This window comes from Streptomyces sp. BRA346 (assembly GCF_052851135.1).
Genome location: NZ_JAIWIH010000036.1, coordinates 19,816 through 39,156 on the forward strand (window position 1 = coordinate 19,816; position 19,341 = coordinate 39,156).

18 protein-coding genes and 1 tRNA gene are annotated in these 19,341 nt (G+C 71.8%); 10 read left to right on the forward strand and 9 right to left on the reverse strand.

Going from position 1 to position 19,341, the window contains the following annotated elements; translation table 11 throughout:
• Window positions 1-70: 70 nt before the first annotated feature.
• The 3 genes from LCH29_RS33585 to LCH29_RS33595 all read right to left on the reverse strand — a co-directional run bounded on the left by LCH29_RS33585 (window position 71) and on the right by LCH29_RS33595 (window position 5,468).
• The gene (locus LCH29_RS33585; protein ID WP_446465470.1) at window positions 71-4,087 is read right to left on the reverse strand and encodes an amino acid adenylation domain-containing protein; all 4,017 of its coding nucleotides are present in this window, start codon (window positions 4,085-4,087) and stop codon (window positions 71-73) included.
• A gap of 319 nt (window positions 4,088-4,406) precedes the next feature.
• Window positions 4,407-4,481 (reverse strand) — tRNA-Cys (locus LCH29_RS33590).
• Window positions 4,482-4,583: 102 nt separating this feature from the next.
• Window positions 4,584-5,468 (reverse strand): alpha/beta fold hydrolase, encoded by an 885-nt coding sequence (locus LCH29_RS33595; protein WP_446465471.1) that lies wholly within the window; start codon window positions 5,466-5,468, stop codon window positions 4,584-4,586.
• Between the two features lie 156 nt (window positions 5,469-5,624).
• Here LCH29_RS33595 and LCH29_RS33600 point away from each other — a divergent pair, with 156 nt between their 5' ends.
• The 9 genes from LCH29_RS33600 to LCH29_RS33640 all read left to right on the forward strand — a co-directional run bounded on the left by LCH29_RS33600 (window position 5,625) and on the right by LCH29_RS33640 (window position 14,288).
• On the forward strand, window positions 5,625-6,530 hold the full coding sequence (locus tag LCH29_RS33600) for a LysR family transcriptional regulator (protein WP_446465472.1): 906 nt from the start codon (window positions 5,625-5,627) through the stop codon (window positions 6,528-6,530).
• 123 nt (window positions 6,531-6,653) lie between these two features.
• The gene (locus LCH29_RS33605) at window positions 6,654-7,214 is read left to right on the forward strand and encodes a cysteine dioxygenase (RefSeq protein WP_446465473.1); all 561 of its coding nucleotides are present in this window, start codon (window positions 6,654-6,656) and stop codon (window positions 7,212-7,214) included.
• Window positions 7,215-7,248: 34 nt separating this feature from the next.
• A complete protein-coding gene (locus LCH29_RS33610; RefSeq protein ID WP_446465474.1) occupies window positions 7,249-8,307 on the forward strand; it encodes a YeiH family protein in 1,059 nt (352 codons plus the stop codon).
• A 97-nt stretch (window positions 8,308-8,404) separates the two neighbouring features.
• Entirely contained in the window at window positions 8,405-9,895 is a 1,491-nt protein-coding gene (locus LCH29_RS33615; RefSeq protein ID WP_446465475.1) for an MFS transporter, read from the forward strand.
• Window positions 9,896-9,905: 10 nt separating this feature from the next.
• The gene (locus LCH29_RS33620; RefSeq protein ID WP_014061073.1) at window positions 9,906-10,103 is read left to right on the forward strand and encodes a ribbon-helix-helix protein, CopG family; all 198 of its coding nucleotides are present in this window, start codon (window positions 9,906-9,908) and stop codon (window positions 10,101-10,103) included.
• Complete coding sequence (locus LCH29_RS33625; protein WP_446465476.1) at window positions 10,104-10,487, forward strand: type II toxin-antitoxin system death-on-curing family toxin; 384 nt, start codon at window positions 10,104-10,106, stop codon at window positions 10,485-10,487.
• Window positions 10,488-10,599: 112 nt separating this feature from the next.
• On the forward strand, window positions 10,600-12,396 hold the full coding sequence (locus tag LCH29_RS33630; protein WP_446465477.1) for a DEAD/DEAH box helicase: 1,797 nt from the start codon (window positions 10,600-10,602) through the stop codon (window positions 12,394-12,396).
• 198 nt (window positions 12,397-12,594) lie between these two features.
• Window positions 12,595-13,236: an IclR family transcriptional regulator gene (locus LCH29_RS33635; RefSeq protein WP_446465478.1), complete on the forward strand. Its 642-nt coding sequence runs from the start codon at window positions 12,595-12,597 to the stop codon at window positions 13,234-13,236.
• A 251-nt stretch (window positions 13,237-13,487) separates the two neighbouring features.
• The gene (locus tag LCH29_RS33640) at window positions 13,488-14,288 is read left to right on the forward strand and encodes a S16 family serine protease (protein WP_446465479.1); all 801 of its coding nucleotides are present in this window, start codon (window positions 13,488-13,490) and stop codon (window positions 14,286-14,288) included.
• A 7-nt stretch (window positions 14,289-14,295) separates the two neighbouring features.
• Here LCH29_RS33640 and LCH29_RS33645 read toward each other — a convergent pair whose 3' ends face one another.
• The 3 genes from LCH29_RS33645 to LCH29_RS33655 form a co-directional block, all read right to left on the reverse strand.
• Window positions 14,296-14,475: a hypothetical protein gene (locus LCH29_RS33645; RefSeq protein ID WP_446465480.1), complete on the reverse strand. Its 180-nt coding sequence runs from the start codon at window positions 14,473-14,475 to the stop codon at window positions 14,296-14,298.
• Between the two features lie 22 nt (window positions 14,476-14,497).
• Window positions 14,498-15,091 carry a helix-turn-helix domain-containing protein gene (locus LCH29_RS33650; protein WP_446465481.1) on the reverse strand — a complete coding sequence of 198 codons (594 nt, stop codon included), beginning with the start codon at window positions 15,089-15,091 and terminating at the stop codon, window positions 14,498-14,500.
• Window positions 15,092-15,165: 74 nt separating this feature from the next.
• Window positions 15,166-15,633: an Lrp/AsnC family transcriptional regulator gene (locus tag LCH29_RS33655; protein ID WP_446465482.1), complete on the reverse strand. Its 468-nt coding sequence runs from the start codon at window positions 15,631-15,633 to the stop codon at window positions 15,166-15,168.
• Between the two features lie 134 nt (window positions 15,634-15,767).
• Here LCH29_RS33655 and hppD point away from each other — a divergent pair, with 134 nt between their 5' ends.
• On the forward strand, window positions 15,768-16,913 hold the full coding sequence (gene hppD / locus LCH29_RS33660) for a 4-hydroxyphenylpyruvate dioxygenase (RefSeq protein ID WP_446465483.1): 1,146 nt from the start codon (window positions 15,768-15,770) through the stop codon (window positions 16,911-16,913).
• Between the two features lie 42 nt (window positions 16,914-16,955).
• Here the strand turns inward: hppD and LCH29_RS33665 are convergent, their stop codons facing one another.
• Genes LCH29_RS33665 through LCH29_RS33675 form a run of 3 tightly spaced genes read right to left on the reverse strand, consistent with a single transcriptional unit; the run spans window position 16,956 to window position 19,149 of the window.
• Window positions 16,956-18,218 carry a mannosyltransferase family protein gene (locus tag LCH29_RS33665; RefSeq protein WP_446465484.1) on the reverse strand — a complete coding sequence of 421 codons (1,263 nt, stop codon included), beginning with the start codon at window positions 18,216-18,218 and terminating at the stop codon, window positions 16,956-16,958.
• Window positions 18,219-18,269: 51 nt separating this feature from the next.
• The gene (locus LCH29_RS33670) at window positions 18,270-18,656 is read right to left on the reverse strand and encodes a hypothetical protein (RefSeq protein ID WP_446465485.1); all 387 of its coding nucleotides are present in this window, start codon (window positions 18,654-18,656) and stop codon (window positions 18,270-18,272) included.
• A complete protein-coding gene (locus LCH29_RS33675; RefSeq protein WP_446465486.1) occupies window positions 18,649-19,149 on the reverse strand; it encodes a SigE family RNA polymerase sigma factor in 501 nt (166 codons plus the stop codon). The genes LCH29_RS33670 and LCH29_RS33675 overlap by 8 nt, the downstream gene beginning before the upstream one ends.
• Window positions 19,150-19,341: the final 192 nt, after the last annotated feature.

Genomic DNA, 19,341 nt, shown 5'->3' on the forward strand with positions numbered 1-19,341 from the left:
CGGTGATCGCTTCGCTGTCCGCCGAACCCCGGGCGGGGGCGCCCCACGGCGCCCCTCGCCCGGGCTTCGGTCAGGCGCGGGGGGCGTCCAGGGCCTGGGCCACCTTCGGGCCGATCAGGTTCAGGGCTTCCTCGCGCAGCAGGTGGTAGTGGTGGGCCGGGACGCCGTGGACCGTGACCTCGCCGGACACGTACGGCTGCCAGGCCTCGGGGACGTGCAGCGCGTCGCGCTCGTAGCCCGGGATGTCCTCGTCGGCCGTGAAGAGGAGCAGGTCGCCCTCGAAGCGGTCGGGGGCGAACTTGCGCATCAGCTCCTGGTCGTTGAGGAAGATGTCGAGCAGCGGGAAGCTGTGCTCGCCCTCCAGGAGCCGCTTCGGCAGGCCGGTTTCGCGGCTGAGGTCGGCGACCAGCTGGTCGCCGTCGTCGAGGCCGTCGGGGTGGGCCGCCAGCCAGCCGGGGGCGAAGATGTCGCCGCCGCCGATGTTGTCCAGCAGGACGCCGAGCCACTGGCGCTTGCCCAGGTCCGGCAGGTCGGGCAGGGCCTGGTCGTTGTCGGGGTAGGCGTCGATGACGGTGAGGGTGGCGACCTCTTCGCCCTCGCCCTGGAGCCGGGTGGCCATGGCGTGCGCGATGAGCCCGCCGAAGGACCAGCCGAGCAGGTGGTACGGGCCGGTGGGCTGGACGGTGCGGATCTGGTCCAGGTAGTCGGCGGCCATCTCCTCGACGTTGGCGGGCAGTACGTCGGGCTCGGTCAGGCCGCGCGCCTGGAGGGCGTAGACGGGCTGGTCGGGCGCGAGGTGGCGCATCAGGCCGGTGTACGACCAGCCGAGGCCGCCGCCGGGGTGGACGCAGAACAGCGGCGGGCGCCCGCCCTCGCCGCGCAGCGGCAGCAGGGTGTCGAGCGGGTGCAGTTGGGACGCGTCGGCGGAGGTGGCCTCGTCGAGGCGGGCCACCAGGCGGGCGACGGTCGGGGCCTCGAACAGGTCCCGCATCGACAGCTCGGTGTCCAGGGCGGTCCGCGCCTGGCTGGCCAGCTTGGAGGCGAGCAGGGAGTGGCCGCCGAGCAGGAAGAAGTCGTCGTCGATGGTGACGTCGGGGACGCCCAGCACCTCGCCGAAGAGCGCGCACAGCGTCTCCTCGCGGGGGGTGCGGGGCGCCCGGCCGCCGCGGGCGGCCTCGTGGGAGGGCACGGGCAGCGCGGCCCGGTCCAGCTTGCCGTTGGGGCTCAGCGGCAGCGTGTCGAGCACCATGAACGCGGTGGGCACCATGTGCTCGGGCAGGTCGCGGTGCAGCATCTCGCGGGCGGTGGCGACGCACGGCGCGGTGCCGCCCTCGGCCGTCAGATAGGCCACCAGACGCTGGTCGCCGGGCTGGTCCTCGCGGACGATGGCCGCGGCCTCCGCGACGTCCGGCAGCGCGCGCAGCGCGGCCTCGACCTCGCCGGTCTCGATGCGGAAGCCGCGCAGCTTGACCTGGTCGTCGGAGCGGCCCAGGTAGGCGACGCCGCCGTCGGGCAGCCGCCGGGCCAGGTCGCCGGTGCGGTACATGCGGGCGCCTGGCGTGCCGAAGAGGTGGCCGTACGGGTCGGGGACGAAGCGCTCGGCGGTCATCGACGACCGGTCGTGGTAGCCGCGGGCGAGCTGCGGCCCGGCCAGGTAGACCTCGCCGACGGCCCCGGCGGGGGCGTGCCGCAGGGCGGAGTCGAGGACGTACAGGCGGCTGTTCCACACCGGGGCGCCGATCGGGACCGGGCCGGTGGCGCCGGGCTCGCAGGTGTGGGCGCTGATGTCGACGGTGGCCTCGGTGGGCCCGTACACGTTGTGCAGCGGTATGCCGGGCAGCAGGCGGTGGAAGCGGTCGGCCGTCTCGCGCGGCAGCGCCTCGCCGCCGCAGAACACCTGGCGCAGGCTGGCGGCGCACCGCTCGGCGACGTCCGGCTCGGCGAGGAAGGCGCGGAGCATCGACGGCACGAACTGGAGGGTGGTGATGTGCTCTTCGTGGACGGTGCGCACGAGGTACGCGGGGTCCTTGTGGCCGCCGGGCTGGGCGAGCACCAGGGTGGCGCCGCTGACCAGCGGCCAGAAGAACTCCGCGACCGAGGCGTCGAATCCGGCCGGGGTCTTCTGGAGCAGCCGGTCCTCGGGGGTGAGGGGGTGGCTGCCCTGCATCCATTCCAGGCAGTTGACGATGGCGCGGTGGGGGACCAGGACGCCCTTGGGGCGGCCGGTGGAGCCGGAGGTGTAGATGACGTACGCGGGGTGCTCGGGGTCGAGCGCCACGCGCGGCGCGTCGGCCGTACCCGTTTCGTCGTACGGATCGTCCAGCAGCAGCCGCTCGACCCCCTCCGGCCCCTCCGCCGCGGGCAGCTGCCCGGCGTGCTCGGCGCGGGTGACGAGGAGCGCGGGCGCGGCGTCGTCGAGCATGAACGCCAGCCGGTCGGCCGGGTAGTCCAGCTCCAGCGGCAGATACGCGGCGCCCGACTTGAGCACCGCCAGCAGGGCGACGACCAGCTCGGGGGAGCGGGGCAGGGCGACGGCGACGGTGCGCTCCGGCCCCGCGCCGCGCGCGGTCAGGCGGCGGGCCAGCCGGTCGGCGGCGCGGTCCAGCTCGGCGTAGCTCAGCCGGGTGTCGCCGAGGACGACGGCCTCGGCGTCGGGCGTGCGGGCGGCCTGCGCCGCGAACAGCCCGGGCAGCGTGGTGCCCGAGGTGGGGTGGGCGGTGTCGTTCCACTCCTCGGCCGCGCGCCGCCGCTCCTCGGCGGAAAGCAGCTCGATGGCGCCGACGGTGCGCTCCTTGTCGGAGGTGTCGGAGAGGGTGCGCAGGAGTTCCAGATACCGCTCGCGGTGGGCGATCAGACCGTCGGCGGTGTAGAGGTTGGAGTTCGCATTGAGGTCGATGCGGATACCGCTGCCGTCGGAGCGGTCGTATCCCATGATCGAGAGGTCTTCGACGGTTCCGTTGGACAGGTTGTGTCCGATGACGCGATGCCCCGCGAAGTCGAAGTCGTAGTCGTACGTCATGATATTGACGTGCGGGCCGAGGAAGCCGTTTCCGCCGTCCGGGAGGTGGAGATCCCGGGCCAGGTCGATATGGCGGTAGCGCTGATGCCGCAGCGCCTGCCGGACTTCCCGCGAGACCTGCCGCACCAGATCCCGTATCCGCATATCCGAGCGCACCTGGATGCGCAGCGGCACCACATTGGCGAACATCCCCGGAATCCCGCGCAGCGTGGCATCGGTCCGGGCGGTGACCGGCAGCGTCAGAATGATGTCCGATTTACCGGTCAATCGATGCAGATAGGTGGCGGTCGCCGCGATAACCATCGCCGACCAGTGCGTCGCGTATTTACGCGCCGCGGCGCGCAGCTCGACCGCTTCCTCCTCGGTCAGGTAAGCGGTCTCCCGCAGCACGCTGGAGAGGTCGTCGCCGGGGCGGCCGGAAAGGCGGGCGGGTTCCGGGGAATCCGCGAAGTGTTCCATCCAGTACGCGCGGTCCTTGGCGAAATCCTCCGACGACCGGTATTCCTCGTCCCGGTCGAGCATGGTCCGCAGGGAGCCGAAGACGGTTTCCCCCGCGGCCGGGTCGGCGCCTTCGGTGAGCGCGGTGTAGATCTCGGCGGTGCGCCGGCCCAGCAGGGCGGCGCTGCCCGCGTCCGACACGATGTGGTGGGTGCCCTGGTACCACAGGAAGCAGTCGTCGCCCAGCTTCAGCAGGGCGAACGAGAACAGCGGGTGGGCGTCCAGCTCAAGGCCGGTGGCCAGGTCGTGCTTCATCCAGCGGACCGCGGCGGCGTGCGGGTCGGGCTCGCCGCTCAGGTCGAGAACCGGGAAGTCCCAGTCGGTCACCGGGTCGAGAACCTGCCAGGGAACCCCGTCGTCCTCGCCGATCCGGACGTTGTACGGCTCGGCTTCCGCGACCGCCTGACGCAGTGCCCTCTCGAATATCGCGGTGTCTATGGGGCCTTGGATCTCAAGGTATTCGCCGACCTTGAACGTCGTGCTCTCCGGCGGCTCCAGCTGCTGAATGAACCAGATCTCGCTCTGGCCGGTCGACAGTGGCAGATGGGTGGCCGGTACGGCGGGCTGCACATTTCCCCCAGACGGAACACAGGATCACAGGTCGAAACAAAGGGTGCCTGTTCAGTCACCGCGGGTTCTCCGCTCTGGACTGCAGGCACCACTGTGACCCTATGCGTCGAAAATGCACTCACTGCGGGGGGTCGGAGACCATTCAGTGGGGAGAATGTGAAAAAGGTCAGGGGACCAGTTGCGTGAACGCCGTTCGCAAAACTGAGCATGCGCCTCGTAAGGCCTCTGTGTCCAGAGGGTTTCCGCCAGTTCACCGCGAGAGAGACCGGACGGCATGGATGAGCGGCCCCGGAGAGGGGTGCGGGAGCGCGGGGCGCTGTGGAGGCCGTGGCGGGATTCGAACCCGCGTAACTCGCTTTGCAGGCGAGCCCCTGAACCACTCGGGCACACGGCCGATGTCGTGCTCGTGCTTATGACCATACGGAGCGGTTCAGGGGGCATCAACGGTTCGGCGGCCGCTGCCATACGACTGACATACGCCGTTCATACGCGCCCGTTACGGGCCGCCGGGCGCGTGCGGGTGCTCCAGGAAGTCCTCCACCACGGGGCCGAACAGCTCCGGTTCGTCCACCCAGGGGTAGTGCCCCACGCCGTGCAGCGGCCGGGCGCGCCCGGCCGGGAACGACTCCGCGACCAGCTCCCCGGCCCGCACCCCGGTCACCGCGTCCCGGTCCCCGGTGATCACCAGCACCGGGCACGGCACCTCGCGCAGCCGCGCCAGCACCGCGCGGCGGCCCGCCTCGTCCACGCCCTGCCAGAAGCCCGCGCGCGGCACCGGGCCCAGCTGCTCGCCCTCGGCCGCCGCGTGCGCCCGCTGCGGCTCCTCCCAGCGGCCGTACGCCATCGGGGCGGCCTTCAGCAGCAGCTCCCGCACCTCGGCGAGGTCGGTGGTGTCCGGCAGCATCTGGACCGCCACGTACGCCTCCTGCCACCACGGCTCGTCGGCGCGCGACTCGAAGATCTCCCGCGCGTCCTCGGGCAGTTCGCCCTGCATCCGCGCGCCCGGGCAGACCAGGACCAGATGAGTGAGGTGGTCCGGGTGGGCCGCCGCGTACGCCTGCGCCGTGGCCGCCGCCGCGTCGTGGGCGAGCAGCGCGAAGCGGGTGAGCCCGAGGTGGCGGCGGAGCGCCTCCAGGTCCTCGGCAAGTCCCGGGAACGCGTACTGGCTCGGATCGGCTGCGGGGGGCGAGTCCCCGGTGCCGCGGCTGTCGGGGATGATCAGGGTGCGGTGCGCGTCGAGACCGCCGAGGTCGCCCAGGTACGCGGCGTTCCGCCCCGGACCGCCGGCCAGGCAGATCAGCGGCGGCCGCGCGGACCCGTCGCGGGCCTCCAGGACGCGGTAGGCCAGCTCCGTTTGGTCGTACGACGTGTAGTGCGGCATAGGGCCAGCCTGCCTGATCGGAGGGGATGCCGGCGGTGTGACGTCGGAGATCGGGTGATGTGAGGGGGCGGGAGGGGCAGGATGACTCAAAAGCGCCAGGAGGGGTGATGTTCCGTTCCCCCAAAACGCGCTTATGTTTCCCTCTATGATGCCCGTGTGTTCGATTCCCGGCACATCAGGACGTTCCACGAGGTGGTCCGCGCCGGTTCCTACTCGGCCGCCGCCCGTGAGCTCGGCTATACCCAGCCGGCCATAACGCAGCAGATGAAGGCGCTCGAACGGGCCGTCGGCAGCCCGCTGTTCATCCGCGTCGGCCGCGGCATGCGGCTCACCGAGGCGGGCGAGACGCTCGCCCGGCACGCCGACACCATCCTCTCCTCCATCTCCGCCGCCCAGGCCCAGATGAACGCCATCACCCGGCTGCGCGCCGGACGGGTACGGGTGTGCGCCTTCCCCAGCGCCAACGCCACCCTCATCCCCGAGGCCATGGCCCGCCTCGCCGCCGCCCACCCCGGGGTGCGGGTCGACCTGCTGGAGGGGGAGCCGCCGGACTCGCTCGACCGCGTCGTCCGCGGCGAATGCGACATCACCCTCGCCTTCACCTATCCCGGGCTGCGCGAGGAGACGCCCTCCGAACTCGTCGAGATCCCGCTGATGGAGGACCAGCTGACGGTCCTGCTGCCGAGCGGGCATCCGCTGGCCCGGCGGCGCGCCGTCAAACTCGCCGAGCTGAGCGGGGAGCGGTGGATCGCCGGATGCCTGCGGTGCCGCGCCAACTTCCTGCACGAATGCGCCGAACAGGGCTTCGCGCCCGACATCGCCTTCACCACCGACGACAACCTGGTGGTGCAGAGCATGGTCGCGGCCGGACTCGGCGTCGCGATGATGCCGGGTCTTGTGCTGTCCTTCCTCTGCCACCACAAGGTCACCGGGCGCGCCCTCGAACCGGCGTCGCGGCGCCATGTCTCCGCGTACGTCCTGCGGGAACACCTGGAGATCCCGGCGACGGCGCGGGTGCTGGAGGAGCTGAAGACGGTGGCCGGGAACCGGGTCGGCTGCTGACGCCCCCTTCGTACGAGGGCTTGCACGAGGTCTCGCACAAGGGCCCATATATAAGCGGAAGTTGACCCCCGTCCAACAATTCGTCGTTGGACGTGATGGACGGTCCGTCCGCACGCTGCCGATATGACCACCGCGTATCCGTCCTCTCGTGTCACGGCCCCCCTCGGCGCCTTCGTCGACGGCGTCCGCGAGGCCGTCGGACGCGGCCTGCCGCCCGATGTGACCGCCTACCTGGTGGGCGAACGCCTCGCCCCCTACCTCGGCACGCCCGATCTGCTCACCCCCGCCCAGCGCGAGGGCGACCCCGACCGCTACCGCCAGCACGTGCTGCACGCCGAGCCCGACGGCAGCTTCTCCGTCGTCGCCCTGGTGTGGCTGCCCGGCCAGCGCACGACCGTCCACGACCATGTGTCCTGGTGCGTCACCGGCGTCCACGAGGGCGAGGAGCACGAGCGCCGCTACCGCCTCGTCCCCGACGGCCCGGCCTCCCGGCTGGTCGCCGTGGAGGACGTGATCAACCCGCAGGGCGCGGTCTGCGGCTTCGCCCCGCCCGGCGATATCCACAGGGTGTGGAACGCCTGCGGCACCAAGGCGATCTCGATCCACGTCTACGGCGCGGACATCGTGCGGCTGGGCAGCAGCGTCCGGCGGGTGTACGAGGCCCCCGCGGTGGACGACCTGTGACCGGGCCGGGGCGTGACGCCGGGCGGGTGACGGCATGGCGGTGACCGGGGCGCCCGCAGGGACGCCTGCCGGGGCGATCGCGGCTCCCCGCCGCCGGATGCCCCCCGCCGCGTACGGGCTCGGGCTGGCCGTCTGCGGGGTCGCGGCCGCGTGGGCGGTGCACCGGGCCGTGCCCGCCGTACCGCTGCTCACCGCCGCCGTCGTGCTCGGCATCGGCGCCGCGCACCTGCCCGGCACCCGGGGGCTCGTCCGGGGCCGCGGGCGGGCCGGGCTCTCCCTCGCCGGGAAGCGGCTGATGCGGCTGGGCATCGTGTTGCTCGGCCTGAAGCTCAGCCTGGACGACGTCCTCGGTCTCGGCTGGGCCACCGTCGCGATGGTGTTCTGCGTGGTCGCCGCCACCTTCGGCGGCACCTGGTGGCTCGGCCGCCGGATGGGGCTGCGCGGCGACCAGCCGCTGCTGATCGCCACCGGCTACTCGATCTGCGGCGCGTCCGCGATCGGCGCGGTCAGCGAGGTGTCCGACAGCGACGAACGGGACGTGGCCACCTCCGTCGCGCTGGTGACGCTGTGCGGCACCCTCGCCATCGCCGTACTGCCCCTGCTCCAGCAGCCCCTGGGCCTCGGCGACGCGCAGTTCGGCCGCTGGGTGGGCGCGAGCGTGCACGACGTCGGCCAGGTCGTGGCGGCCGCGCAGACCGCCGGGCCCGCGGCGCTGAAGGAAGCGGTGCTGGTCAAGCTGATGCGGGTGGCGCTGCTCGCCCCGCTCGTCGCCGCGCTCGCCGTGTCCGTACGGGCCCGGGCCGGAGCCCGGCGCACCACCACCGCGACGCGGCGGCCCCCGCTGGTGCCGCTCTTCGTGGCCGGGTTCCTCTGCATGGTCGCGCTGCGCAGCACCGGTCTGCCGTCCGCCGCCGCGCTCGACGCCGCCGCCACCGGCCAGGAACTCCTGCTCGCCGCCGCCCTCTTCGGCCTCGGCAGCGCGGTCCACCTCCCCTCCCTCACCCGCACCGGCGCCCGGGTCGCGGCGCTGGGCCTGTGCGCCTGGGGAGTGATCGCGGGGGTCTCGTACGCGGGCGTGCTGCTCACCACCTGACGCGGCCGGGGACCCGACGGCGTACGTCCAAGGCCCGAGGCGCAACACCGACTTCCGACAGGTGTCACCCCGGTCCACGGCTCTTACGCTGACCGGCATGACCGCTCTCGACCCGCCCGACGCCGAACGGAGCACCACCGCACCCCTGGCCGAACCGGAGACGGGGTTCACGGATGACACCATCCTCGGCCGCCGCCACCGCGCGCTGACCCTCGGCATCGTCACCGTCGTCTCCCTCATCGCCTTCGAGGCGAGCGCGGTCAACACCGCCATGCCGATCGCCGCCCGCGCCCTGGACGGGGTCGAGCTGTACGCGTACGCCTTCTCCGCCTACTTCACCGCGAGCCTGTTCGCGATGGCGCTGTCGGGGGAGTGGTGCGACCGCAAGGGGCCGCTCGCGCCGCTGTTCAGCGGCATCGTGGCGTTCGGCGCGGGGCTGGTGGTCGCGGGGACGGCGCAGCGGATGTGGATGTTCGTGGGCGGGCGCGCCGTCCAGGGCATCGGCGGCGGACTGGTGATCGTCGCGCTGTACGTCGTCGTCGGCCGGGCCTATCCGCGGCGGCTCCAGCCCGCCGTGCTGGCCTCCTTCTCCGCCGCATGGGTGCTGCCGGTCCTCGTCGGGCCGGTCGTCGCCGGGACGGTCACCGAACAGGCCGGGTGGCGCTGGGTGTTCCTGTCCATCCCGGTGCTGGTGCTGCCGCCGCTCGCGGTGATGCTCCCGGCCCTGCGCACCCTGCCGCCCGGCGGCCGCTCCCCGGCCATGGACCGCCGCCGGATCCTGCTCGCGCTGGCCGTCGCGGGCGGCGCCGGGCTGCTCCAGTACGCGGCCCAGGACCTGGTCTGGCACTCCCTCCTCCCGGCCGCCGCCGGGCTCGCCCTGCTCGTGCCGTGCGTGCTGCGGCTGCTCCCCGCGGGCACCTTCCGCGCCGCCCGCGGGCTGCCGTCGGTGGTGCTGCTGCGCGGGGTCGCGGCGGGCGCCTTCCTGGGTGCGGAGAGCTTCGTCCCGCTGATGCTGGTCACCCAGCGCGGCCTGTCCGCGACCGCCGCCGGGCTCGCCCTCGCGGGCGGCGGGCTGACCTGGGCGCTCGGCTCGTACACCCAGAGCCGGGCCCGGCTGGAGCCGTACCGGGAGCGGCTGATGGGTCTGGGCATGCTGCTGATCGCCGTGGCCATCGCCCTGGTGCCGCTCGCGCTCGTCGCCTCCGTCCCGGTGTGGACCGTCGCCGTCGCCTGGGCGGTCGGCGGCTACGGGATGGGGATGGTCATCTCCAGCGCGAGCGTGCTGATGCTGAAGCTGTCCCGGCCCGAGGAGGCGGGCAGCAACTCCTCCTCGCTCCAGGTCTCCGACGCGCTCGGCAACATCACCCTGGTCGGCCTGAGCGGCGTCCTCTTCGTCGCCTTCGGCGGCGCCGCGATCGCACCCACCACCGACGCCACTCCCACCCCCGCCGCCTCCTCCCACCCGGCCGCCTTCACCGCCGTGTACGCCGCGATGGCGACGGTGGCCCTGGCGGGGGCGTGGGTCACCACCCGCCTGCGGCCCAACAGTCCTTCTGGTACCACGATGGCCCCAAAAGTGGTACCGTAATGGTATGGCAATGAATCTCCGACTGCGCGACGACCAGCAAGAGGCGCTCAAGCAGCGGGCCGAAGAGGAGGGCCGCAGCATGCACGCCATAGTGCTCCAGGCGATCGACCGGTATCTGGAGCAGGAGGCGGACCGGGAGTCCGTCCAACGACTGGGGGCAAAGTACGCGGCACGCCACGCGGACCTGCTGCGGAGGCTGGGGGAGTAAGTGAAGTACCTGACGGTCCAGGAAGTGCTGGACCTGGCGGAAATCGCCTGTGGGGGGCAGCAGATCGCGGTGCGTGATCTCGGGCTGCTGAGTTCCGCGGTGCATCGTCCTCAGTCACAGATGTTCGGCATAGAGGCGTACACGGAGCTGTTCGAGAAGGCCGCTGCGCTGCTCCAGTCGCTCGCCGTCAACCACCCGCTGGTGGATGGCAACAAGCGAATGGCCTGGATGTGCACGGTCGTCTTCCTCGACCTCAACGGGGTCGAGATGGTCGACGTCGACCAGGACGAGGCGTACAAGTTGGTGGTCGGCGTGGCCTCGGGCGCGCTCGACGAAGTCGGTGACATCACCGCACAGCTGAAGGCGCTGCACGAATCGGTGTGACCCTGATCCCACCCTCGGGTGGGATCGGGGCGTACCCCCGAAGCATGAAGGGCGGCACCGGTAGGCTGACGCGGTTCCCGATCGACCCCGCCGAGCCAGCCTGACGGAGACCGTGAGTACTACTGCCGCCTCCACCAGCCATCACCTCTCGCCCGCCTTTCCCGGACGGGCGCCCTGGGGTACCGCGAGCAAGCTGCGCGCCTGGCAGCAGGGCGCGTTGGACAAGTACATCGAGGAGCAGCCGCGGGACTTCCTCGCGGTCGCGACCCCCGGCGCCGGTAAGACGACGTTCGCGCTGACGCTCGCCTCCTGGCTGCTGCACCACCACGTCGTGCAGCAGGTGACGGTCGTCGCGCCGACCGAGCACCTGAAGAAGCAGTGGGCCGAGGCCGCGGCCCGCATCGGCATCAAGCTGGACCCGGAGTACAGCGCGGGCCCGCTGGGCCGGGAGTACCACGGCATCGCCGTGACGTACGCGGGCGTCGGCGTGCGGCCCATGCTGCACCGCAACCGGATCGAGCAGCGCAAGACGCTCGTCATCCTCGACGAGATCCACCACGCCGGTGACTCCCGCTCCTGGGGCGAGGCGTGCCTGGAGGCGTTCGAGCCCGCGACCCGCCGGCTCGCGCTCACCGGCACGCCCTTCCGGTCGGACACCAACCCCATCCCCTTCGTCACCTACGAAGAGGGCAACGACGGCATCCGCCGCTCCGCCGCCGACTACACGTACGGCTACGGCAACGCGCTGAACGACGGCGTCGTGCGGCCCGTCATCTTCCTCTCCTACAGCGGCAACATGCGCTGGCGCACCAAGGCGGGCGACGAGATCGCGGCCCGGCTCGGCGAGCCGATGACCAAGGACGCGGTCTCCCAGGCGTGGCGCACCGCGCTCGACCCGCGCGGCGAGTGGATGCCGAACGTGCTGCGCGCCGCCGACCACCGGCTGTCCGAGGTCCGCAAGGCCATCCCGGACGCGGGCGCCCTCGTCATCGCCTCCGACCAGGACTCGGCGCGCGCGTACGCCAAGCTGATCCGCGAGATCACCGGCAGCAAGGCCACCCTGGTGCTGTCCGACGAGGACGCCGCCTCGCAGCGCATCGAGGACTTCACCCACTCCGACGACCGCTGGATGGTCGCGGTCCGCATGGTGTCCGAGGGCGTGGACGTGCCGCGGCTCGCGGTCGGGGTGTATGCGACCACCATCTCCACCCCGCTGTTCTTCGCCCAGGCCGTCGGCCGTTTCGTACGGTCGCGGCGGCGCGGCGAGACCGCGTCCGTCTTCCTGCCCACCATCCCGATGCTGCTCGGCTTCGCCAACGAGATGGAGGTCGAGCGCGACCACGTCCTCGACAAGCCGAAGAAGGACGGCGAGGAGGAGAACCCGTACGCGGAGGAGGAGAAGCTCCTCGAAGAGGCCGAGAAGCAGCAGGACGAGGACACCGGCGAGCAGGACGCGCTGCCCTTCGAGGCGCTGGAGTCGGACGCGGTCTTCGACCGGGTGCTGTACGACGGCGCCGAGTTCGGCATGCAGGCGCACCCCGGCAGCGACGAGGAGCAGGACTACCTCGGCATCCCCGGGCTCCTCGAACCCGACCAGGTGCAGATGCTGCTCCAGAAGCGGCAGGCCAAGCAGATCGCGCACAGCCGCAAGAAGCCGGACGCGGAGGCGGATCTGCTGGAGATGCCCGCGGAGCGGCGCCCCGTGGTCACCCACAAGGAGCTGCTGGAGCTGCGGAAGCAGCTCAACACGCTGGTGGGGGCGTACGTCCACCAGAGCGGCAAACCGCACGGCGTGATCCACACCGAGCTGCGCCGGGTCTGCGGCGGGCCGCCGAGCGCGGAGGCGACGGCCGGGCAGATCCGCGAGCGCATCAAGAAGGTGCAGGAGTGGGCCACCCGGATGCGGTGACCTCCGTGATGTGTGCGGTGAGCGAGGGATCTGCTCGGATTCTGGACAACCACTTCCGCTGAGCGGACCCGCTCGCTACGGTTCGTGCACGCACACGCCCCGTGGCAGCGTCGCCGCGGAGTGCAGCCGGTGCGTATCACCGCGACCGGCGGAGCACCTTCGCGGGGAGCCGCCACTCATCACCGAGGAGGGGGCGTCGTGACCGCGGAGACCTCACAGACGCTCGACCGGGGACTGCGTGTCCTGAAACTGCTCGCCGACACCGACCACGGGCTGACCGTGACCGAGCTGTCCACCAAGCTCGGCGTCAACCGCACCGTGGTCTACCGGCTGCTGGCCACCCTCGAACAGCACTCCCTGGTGCGCCGGGACATCGGCGGGCGGGCGCGGGTCGGGCTCGGGGTGCTCCAGCTCGGCCGCCAGGTGCATCCGCTGGTGCGGGAGGCGGCGCTGCCCGCGCTGCGGTCCCTCGCCGAGGACATCGGCGCCACCGCCCACCTCACCCTGGTCGACGGCACCGAGGCGCTCGCCGTCGCGGTCGTCGAGCCGACCTGGACCGACTACCACGTCGCCTACCGGCCCGGCTTCCGGCATCCGCTGGACCGGGGCGCCGCCGGGCGCGCGATCCTCGCCGCCCGCGCGGGCCGTCCCGACGACCCCGGGTATGCGCTCACCCACGGCGAGCTGGAGGCGGGCGCCAGCGGCGCGGCCGCCCCGCTGACCGGGGTGACCGGGCTCGAGGGCAGCGTGGGCGTGGTGATGCTGAGCGACGCGGTGCCGGAGCGGGTCGGCCCGCGGGTGGTGGACGCGGCGCGGGAGGTCGCGGACGCCCTGCGGTGACGGGATTCGCCGTCAGGTCGGATTCCGCTCGCGAGATCAGGTACGCTTACGGCCGTGCGTTGCGAGAACCAAGCGCGTACGTGGTGCTGAGCGAGAACCAAGCTGGCACGAGCACCCCAAACTTTGCCGTACCAACCCGGGCAGGTTCCGTCCCGACTGGTGTTGATCATGTAAGACCCGCTGTTCCGCTGGACCGGCAGGCGACGTGAGCCAGGAATCCTCCTGCTTCAGCTGGGGGAGGGTTCAATCCTATGCCTGCCGTCTCCCTCCGCGCTCTTTCCCCCCGCGCCCGGATCCTCGCCGTCTGCACTGCGCTCGTGGTCGTCCTGCTGGCGGTCGCCGCGCTCGCCCCGCTGCCGTTCACCGTGGCCCAGCCGGGCACCACCGTGAACGTCCTCGGTACGGACGGCGGCAAGCAGGTGATCACCATCTCGGGGAGCGACACCCGTAAGACCAAGGGCCAACTGCGGATGACGACGATCGCGGCGACCGGACCGGACGCCACCGTCCGCCTGGGGGACGTGCTCAGCGGCTGGTTCCGCACCGACCGCGCCGTGCTGCCGCGCGAGGCGGTGTACGTGGGCGATACGACCGAGGAGATCCAGCAGCACAACGCGGACGAGATGCGGAAGTCGCAGAACACCGCCACCAGCGCGGCCCTCGGCTACCTCCACAAGTCGCCCGGCGACGTCAAGGTGAAGCTGCGCCTCGCGGATGTGGGCGGCCCCAGTGCCGGACTGCTGTTCGCCCTCGGCATCGTCAACAAGCTGGACGGCGACGGCCGCGGCGGCGACCTCACCGGCGGCCGCACGATCGCGGGCACCGGCACGATCGACGCCCGCGGCGAGGTCGGCGCGGTGGGTGGCGTCCCGCTGAAGACCCAGGCCGCCAAGCGGGACGGTGCGACGGTCTTCCTGGTCCCGAAGGCCGAGTGCGAGGACGCCGAGGCCGAGCAGCCCGAGGGCCTGCGGCTGATCCCCGTCACCACCCTGGACGGAGCGGTGAAGGCCCTGAACAACCTCCGGTCGGGCGGCGCGGTCCCGCACTGCTAGGCGCTGCTCAGTCGAAGCGCGGTACGTGGGGCACCCGCGGCGTCGCCAGCCGCAGCCCGACCTCCACGAGCCGCCAGCCGAGCCGGGTCCGCAGCGGCTGCGCGCGCCGATGCCGGTGCGCGGTATCGCACCGGAGCTGCTGGGCGCGCAGGTGGTGCAGTAAGTGGTGGACGTGGTCGCCGTACATACGCTCTCCCCCAGGGGTCGGGTCAATCTTCGTCGCGCGGGAAGCCGTGCAGATGGACGCGGAACCGGGCGGAGTGCTCGGTGTCCGGGTCGAGCTCCTGCTCGCGGTAGCCGTTGATCACTTCGTGCACTTTGTCGATCATTTCCCGCGCGAGTTCGGGCGTCAGACGCAGGGTGAAGTCGCTGATGTCCCAGTTCGTGCGCCACTTCGCGGGCCATTCGTGCTGGGTGCCGAGCCAGGTGGACAGCTCCTGGCCGTGCACGGTGGCCACCTCGTGCATCATGGTGTTCATCGCGCCGCGCACCGACGGGTCGGGATGCCGCAGCAGCTCCTCGGTGCCCCACCGCGTGCCGCGCTGCGCCGCCTTCCACCACCGCTCGCGCCCCTTGCCGCGCTCCGGGTCGTCCGTGACGAACCCATGCGCGGCCAGCTGCCGCAGGTGGTAGCTGGTGGCGCCGCTGGACTCGCCCAGTCGGTCGGCCAGTTGGGATGCGGTGGCCGGTCCGTACTCGCGCAGCGCGCCGAGCAGCCGCATCCGCAGGGGGTGGGCGAGCCCGCGCAGGGAGCGCGGGTCGAGCACCCGTACGTCGTCGTCCGCGTCGTCGTTCTGGGCCATGCGGAGCACAGTAAGCGTGCAAAGGATCCTTTGCAACGGGTTTTTTGCATGCCTTCCCGGGCCCGTCAGGCGGATCAGTCCTCGGCCGCCTGCTGCACCAGGGGGATGATCCGCAGGGGGACCGGGTTCTCCATCACGATCGCCGTCGAGGCGCGCACGATGCCCTCGATGCCCACCACGCGGTCGATCACGCGCTGGAGGTCGGCGTTCGAGCGGGCGACCAGGCGGCAGAGCATGTCGCCCTCGCCCGTGGTGGTGTGCAGCTCCAGGACCTCGGGGACACCGGCCAGGTGGGTGCGGACGTCCGGGCCCTGGCCCTGTTTGATCTCCAGCGTGGCGAAGGCGGTGACCGGGTAGCCCAGGGCCGCCGGGTCCACGTCCGGGCCGAAGCCGCGGATCACGCCCTGGGCGCGCAACCTGTCCAGCCGCGCCTGGGCGGTGCCGCGGGCGACGCCGAGGCGGCGGGAGGCCTCCAGGACGCCGATGCGGGGCTCGCGGGCGAGCAGTTCGATCAGGCGGGCGTCGAGCGCGTCGATTCCCATGGAGCCTCCTGGGGGAGCTGTGATGGTGGTCACTCTGTACAGAATGCTGCCCTGTTCCGGCAGCACGCTATGCACTCTGCTCAGCGAATCCGCGAACTGTTGCGCACCCTGAGCCGCGGGGAGACGCTGCCTATATGACTGAGATCCTGAACCCCACCCCGACCACCGCGCGGCAGGCAGACCCCTTCCCGGTGAAGGGCATGGATGCGGTCGTCTTCGCCGTCGGCAACGCCAAGCAGGCCGCCCACTTCTACGCCACCGCCTTCGGCATGAAGCTCGTCGCCTACTCTGGACCGGAGAACGGCAGCCGGGAGACCGCCAGTTACGTCCTCGTCTCGGGCAGCGCCCGCTTCGTGTTCACGTCCGTGATCAAGCCGACCGGCCCCTGGGGCCGTTTCCTCGCCGACCACGTGGCCGAGCACGGCGACGGCGTGATCGACCTCGCCGTCGAGGTCCCGGACGCGCGGGCGGCGTACGCGTACGCGGTGGAGCACGGCGCCACCGGGATCGAGGAGCCGCACGACGTCAAGGACGAGCACGGGACGGTGGTGCTCGCCTCGATCCGTACCTACGGCGACACCCGCCACACGTTCGTGGAGCGCTCCGGCTACGACGGCCCGTACCTGCCCGGGTACGTCGCCGCCAAGCCGATCGTCCAGGGCCCCGGGAAGAGGCTGTTCCAGGCCATCGACCACTGCGTCGGCAACGTCGAACTGGGCCACATGGACGAGTGGGTGGCCTTCTACAACCGGGTCATGGGCTTCACCAACATGAAGGAGTTCGTCGGCGACGACATCGCCACCGAGTACTCCGCCCTGATGTCGAAGGTCGTCGCGGACGGCACCCGGAAGGTCAAGTTCCCCCTGAACGAGCCCGCCCTGGGCAAGAAGAAGTCGCAGATCGACGAGTACCTGGAGTTCTACGGCGGCCCGGGCGTCCAGCACATCGCCCTCGCCACGAACGACATCGTCGCGACGGTGCGCGCGATGCGCGCCGCGGGCGTCCAGTTCCTGGACACGCCCGACTCGTACTACGACACGCTGGGGGACTGGGTCGGGGACACGCGGGTGCCGATCGAGACCCTGCGGGAGCTGAAGATCCTCGCGGACCGGGACGAGGACGGGTACCTGTTGCAGATTTTCACCAAGCCCGTGCAGGACCGGCCGACCGTCTTTTTCGAGATGATCGAGCGCCACGGGTCGATGGGCTTCGGCAAGGGGAACTTCAAGGCGCTGTTCGAGGCGATCGAGCGCGAGCAGGAGAAGCGCGGCAACCTCTGACCCGAAGATCCGACGCGGACCGCACGCCCCGCCGCCCCGTGGTCAGCCCGCCCACCGTCCCGACAGGAAGGCGAGGGTGAAGACGGTGCTCACGGGCGCGGCGAGGCAGATGTAGACGGTCTTGACCCGGGGCCTGCGCAGGCTCCACCCGGCCAGCCCGATCCACAGCGGCCACCACAGCAGGGTGGAGCGGGGGATGGACATGAACCAGTACGAGGTGCCCAGCGCCCACAGGGTGATGCCGATGTAGCCCGCCTCGGCCCAGCGGCGCCGCCACAGCAGCACGCCGAGGACGACGAGCCCGAGCACCACGGCCACGAGTTCCGCCTGGAACATCGCGGCGTATCCGGTGGTCTGCGTCTCGTCGAAGGCCGCGTTCCAGGTGTGGGACCAGCTCTCCCAGGGGGTGTGGAAGGTGCGGAACCAGCCGCGTTCCTGAGCGTGCTTCCAGGCCATCCAGTCGTCGGTGTGCGCGTGCAGGTACCAGGTGAACAACGCGGCGGGCAGAGCGGGCAGGGCCAGCCAGGGCAGCGAGCGCCAGTGCCCGCGGGCGCGGGCGGCGGTGAGGGTGAAGTGGATGGCGATGGCGGTGGCGACGAAGAGGCCGCTGATCCGCACGGTGGTGGACAGGGCGGTCAGAACGGTGGCGGCGGCCCAGCGCTGCCGCTGGGCGGCGAGCCAGCCGGGCAGGGCGAACGCGAGGAACAGCGCCTCGGTGTAGCCGACGGCCAGGAAGATCGCGCACGGTGAGAGCAGGAAGAACAGCACGGTGCGCCGGTCGCCGTCCGGGTCGGACAGATACAGCCGGGCGATCCGGGCCAGCGCCAGGACGCCGACGGCCCCGCCGACGAAGGAGATCAGCAGCCCGGCCGCGGTCCAGCTCGGGACGACGGTGTGTAACGCGCGCAGCAGCATCGGGAACCCGGGGAGGAACGCCTCCCGGCTGTCCCACTTCTCGTCCCACGGGCCGCTCTCCCCGGGGAAGTAGCCGTCGCGCGCTATGTGGAGGTAGTGCCCCCAGTCCCACCGCTCGAAGGGTTCGAGGAGGGCGGACGGCTGGTGCGCGTCGCCGTTCGGGGGGAACAGCCACCGGACGCAGTAGGCGGTGATCCATAGGGATATTCGGGTCAGCAGATACAGCCACAGCACCTCGCGGTCGCCCGGGCTCAGCCGGGAGGGCAGCCGGGCGAAGCGCATGACCCGTTGGCGGGGCGAGGGCCGCTTCCGCGGCGCGGAGGACCACGCGGGGTGGTGGGGCGTGGAGCTGGGCGCGGTGTGGCGCGGCTCGGGCGGTGCGACGGGCATGCGGGAATCTTTCGCGTGGAGGTGAGCCGATGGGGGTTGCGTGAGTGGGGATCAGCGGCCGGTCGAGGAGGCGCTGCCCCCTGGGGGAGATGTCGTCGTGGGCGGGTACGTCACATCGCCGGACGCCCCGAGTGTGGGCTCGGACGACGAAGGCCCGGACGACGGTGGGCCGGTGGACGCCTCACCCGTCGAGGGGCTGGTGGCCGGTGTGGCGGGCGGCGGCGTACCCGGCAGCAGGGCGGCCGCGGCCGCGCCGCCGCCCGCGATGACCAGGCAGGCCCCCGCCGCCAGCGCGGCGAGGCGGCGCCGGTGCGCCCGTCTGCCGCGCTCGGCGATGCGCGCGACGGGTGCCGCCCCGGCGCGGGCCTGCCCGACGTCACCGGCCTGCCGGAACAGCGTCCGCAGCGGATCCCGGTGCGGATCCTGGATCTCAGACATCGGCGCTCTCCTCGATGCGCGGGTCCCGCAGGCGGTGGGCGAGCGCGGCGCGTCCGCGGACCAGATGCGTCTTGACGGTGCTGGTGGACAGGCCGGTCTCGGCGGCGATCTGCTCGACCGTGAGGTCGCACAGGTAGTGCAGGGTGAGCGTGCGCCGCTGCTGGGGCGGCAGTTCGCGCAGCGCGTCGACCAGCACCACCTGGTCCGGTTCCGGGCCCGCGACATGGGGTGGTGAGACGCCGCCGCGGTGCCAGGCGTCCGCCGTGCGCCGCCGGAACCGCCATCGGCTCACCGCCAGCCGCCAGGCGACCGTGCGGATCCACGCCTCGGGCTGGCCGCCGCGGTCGAGCTGCCGCCTTCGGCTCCACCCCTTGACGAACGCCTCCTGGACGACGTCCTGCGCCTCGTGCAGGTCGCCGAGCATCACGTACAGCTGCCCCGTGAGACGCGTGACCGCGTGGGCGTAGAACTCTTCGAACTCCTCGACGGTCACCTGTCACTCCCGGATCCGTGTCTTCGCCGGGTATACGCCCGCCGGAGGGCATCCGGTCTACCCGAAGCAGGCAGAAAGAGAGTGATACAGACCACAATGCGCCGCTCGTGCCAGAAAAATTGAACACCAGGTCGGTCGGAGAATCGCACCGTCTACACTCACGGCGTTCCTATGTCCACTCCAACACGGTGT

What these genes read in the sequence shown, in the direction of transcription:
- LCH29_RS33645 (WP_446465480.1), bottom strand. Translation starts at nt 14,475, where the DNA reads ATGTACGGCGACCACGTCCACCACTTACTGCACCACCTGCGCGCCCAG.
- hppD (WP_446465483.1), top strand. Translation starts at nt 15,768, where the DNA reads ATGACTGAGATCCTGAACCCCACCCCGACCACCGCGCGGCAGGCAGAC.
- LCH29_RS33615 (WP_446465475.1), top strand. Translation starts at nt 8,405, where the DNA reads ATGACCGCTCTCGACCCGCCCGACGCCGAACGGAGCACCACCGCACCC.
- LCH29_RS33595 (WP_446465471.1), bottom strand. Translation starts at nt 5,468, where the DNA reads ATGCCGCACTACACGTCGTACGACCAAACGGAGCTGGCCTACCGCGTC.
- LCH29_RS33650 (WP_446465481.1), bottom strand. Translation starts at nt 15,091, where the DNA reads ATGGCCCAGAACGACGACGCGGACGACGACGTACGGGTGCTCGACCCG.
- LCH29_RS33665 (WP_446465484.1), bottom strand. Translation starts at nt 18,218, where the DNA reads ATGCCCGTCGCACCGCCCGAGCCGCGCCACACCGCGCCCAGCTCCACG.
- LCH29_RS33655 (WP_446465482.1), bottom strand. Translation starts at nt 15,633, where the DNA reads ATGGGAATCGACGCGCTCGACGCCCGCCTGATCGAACTGCTCGCCCGC.
- LCH29_RS33605 (WP_446465473.1), top strand. Translation starts at nt 6,654, where the DNA reads ATGACCACCGCGTATCCGTCCTCTCGTGTCACGGCCCCCCTCGGCGCC.
- LCH29_RS33670 (WP_446465485.1), bottom strand. Translation starts at nt 18,656, where the DNA reads ATGTCTGAGATCCAGGATCCGCACCGGGATCCGCTGCGGACGCTGTTC.
- LCH29_RS33610 (WP_446465474.1), top strand. Translation starts at nt 7,249, where the DNA reads ATGGCGGTGACCGGGGCGCCCGCAGGGACGCCTGCCGGGGCGATCGCG.
- LCH29_RS33620 (WP_014061073.1), top strand. Translation starts at nt 9,906, where the DNA reads ATGAATCTCCGACTGCGCGACGACCAGCAAGAGGCGCTCAAGCAGCGG.
- LCH29_RS33640 (WP_446465479.1), top strand. Translation starts at nt 13,488, where the DNA reads ATGCCTGCCGTCTCCCTCCGCGCTCTTTCCCCCCGCGCCCGGATCCTC.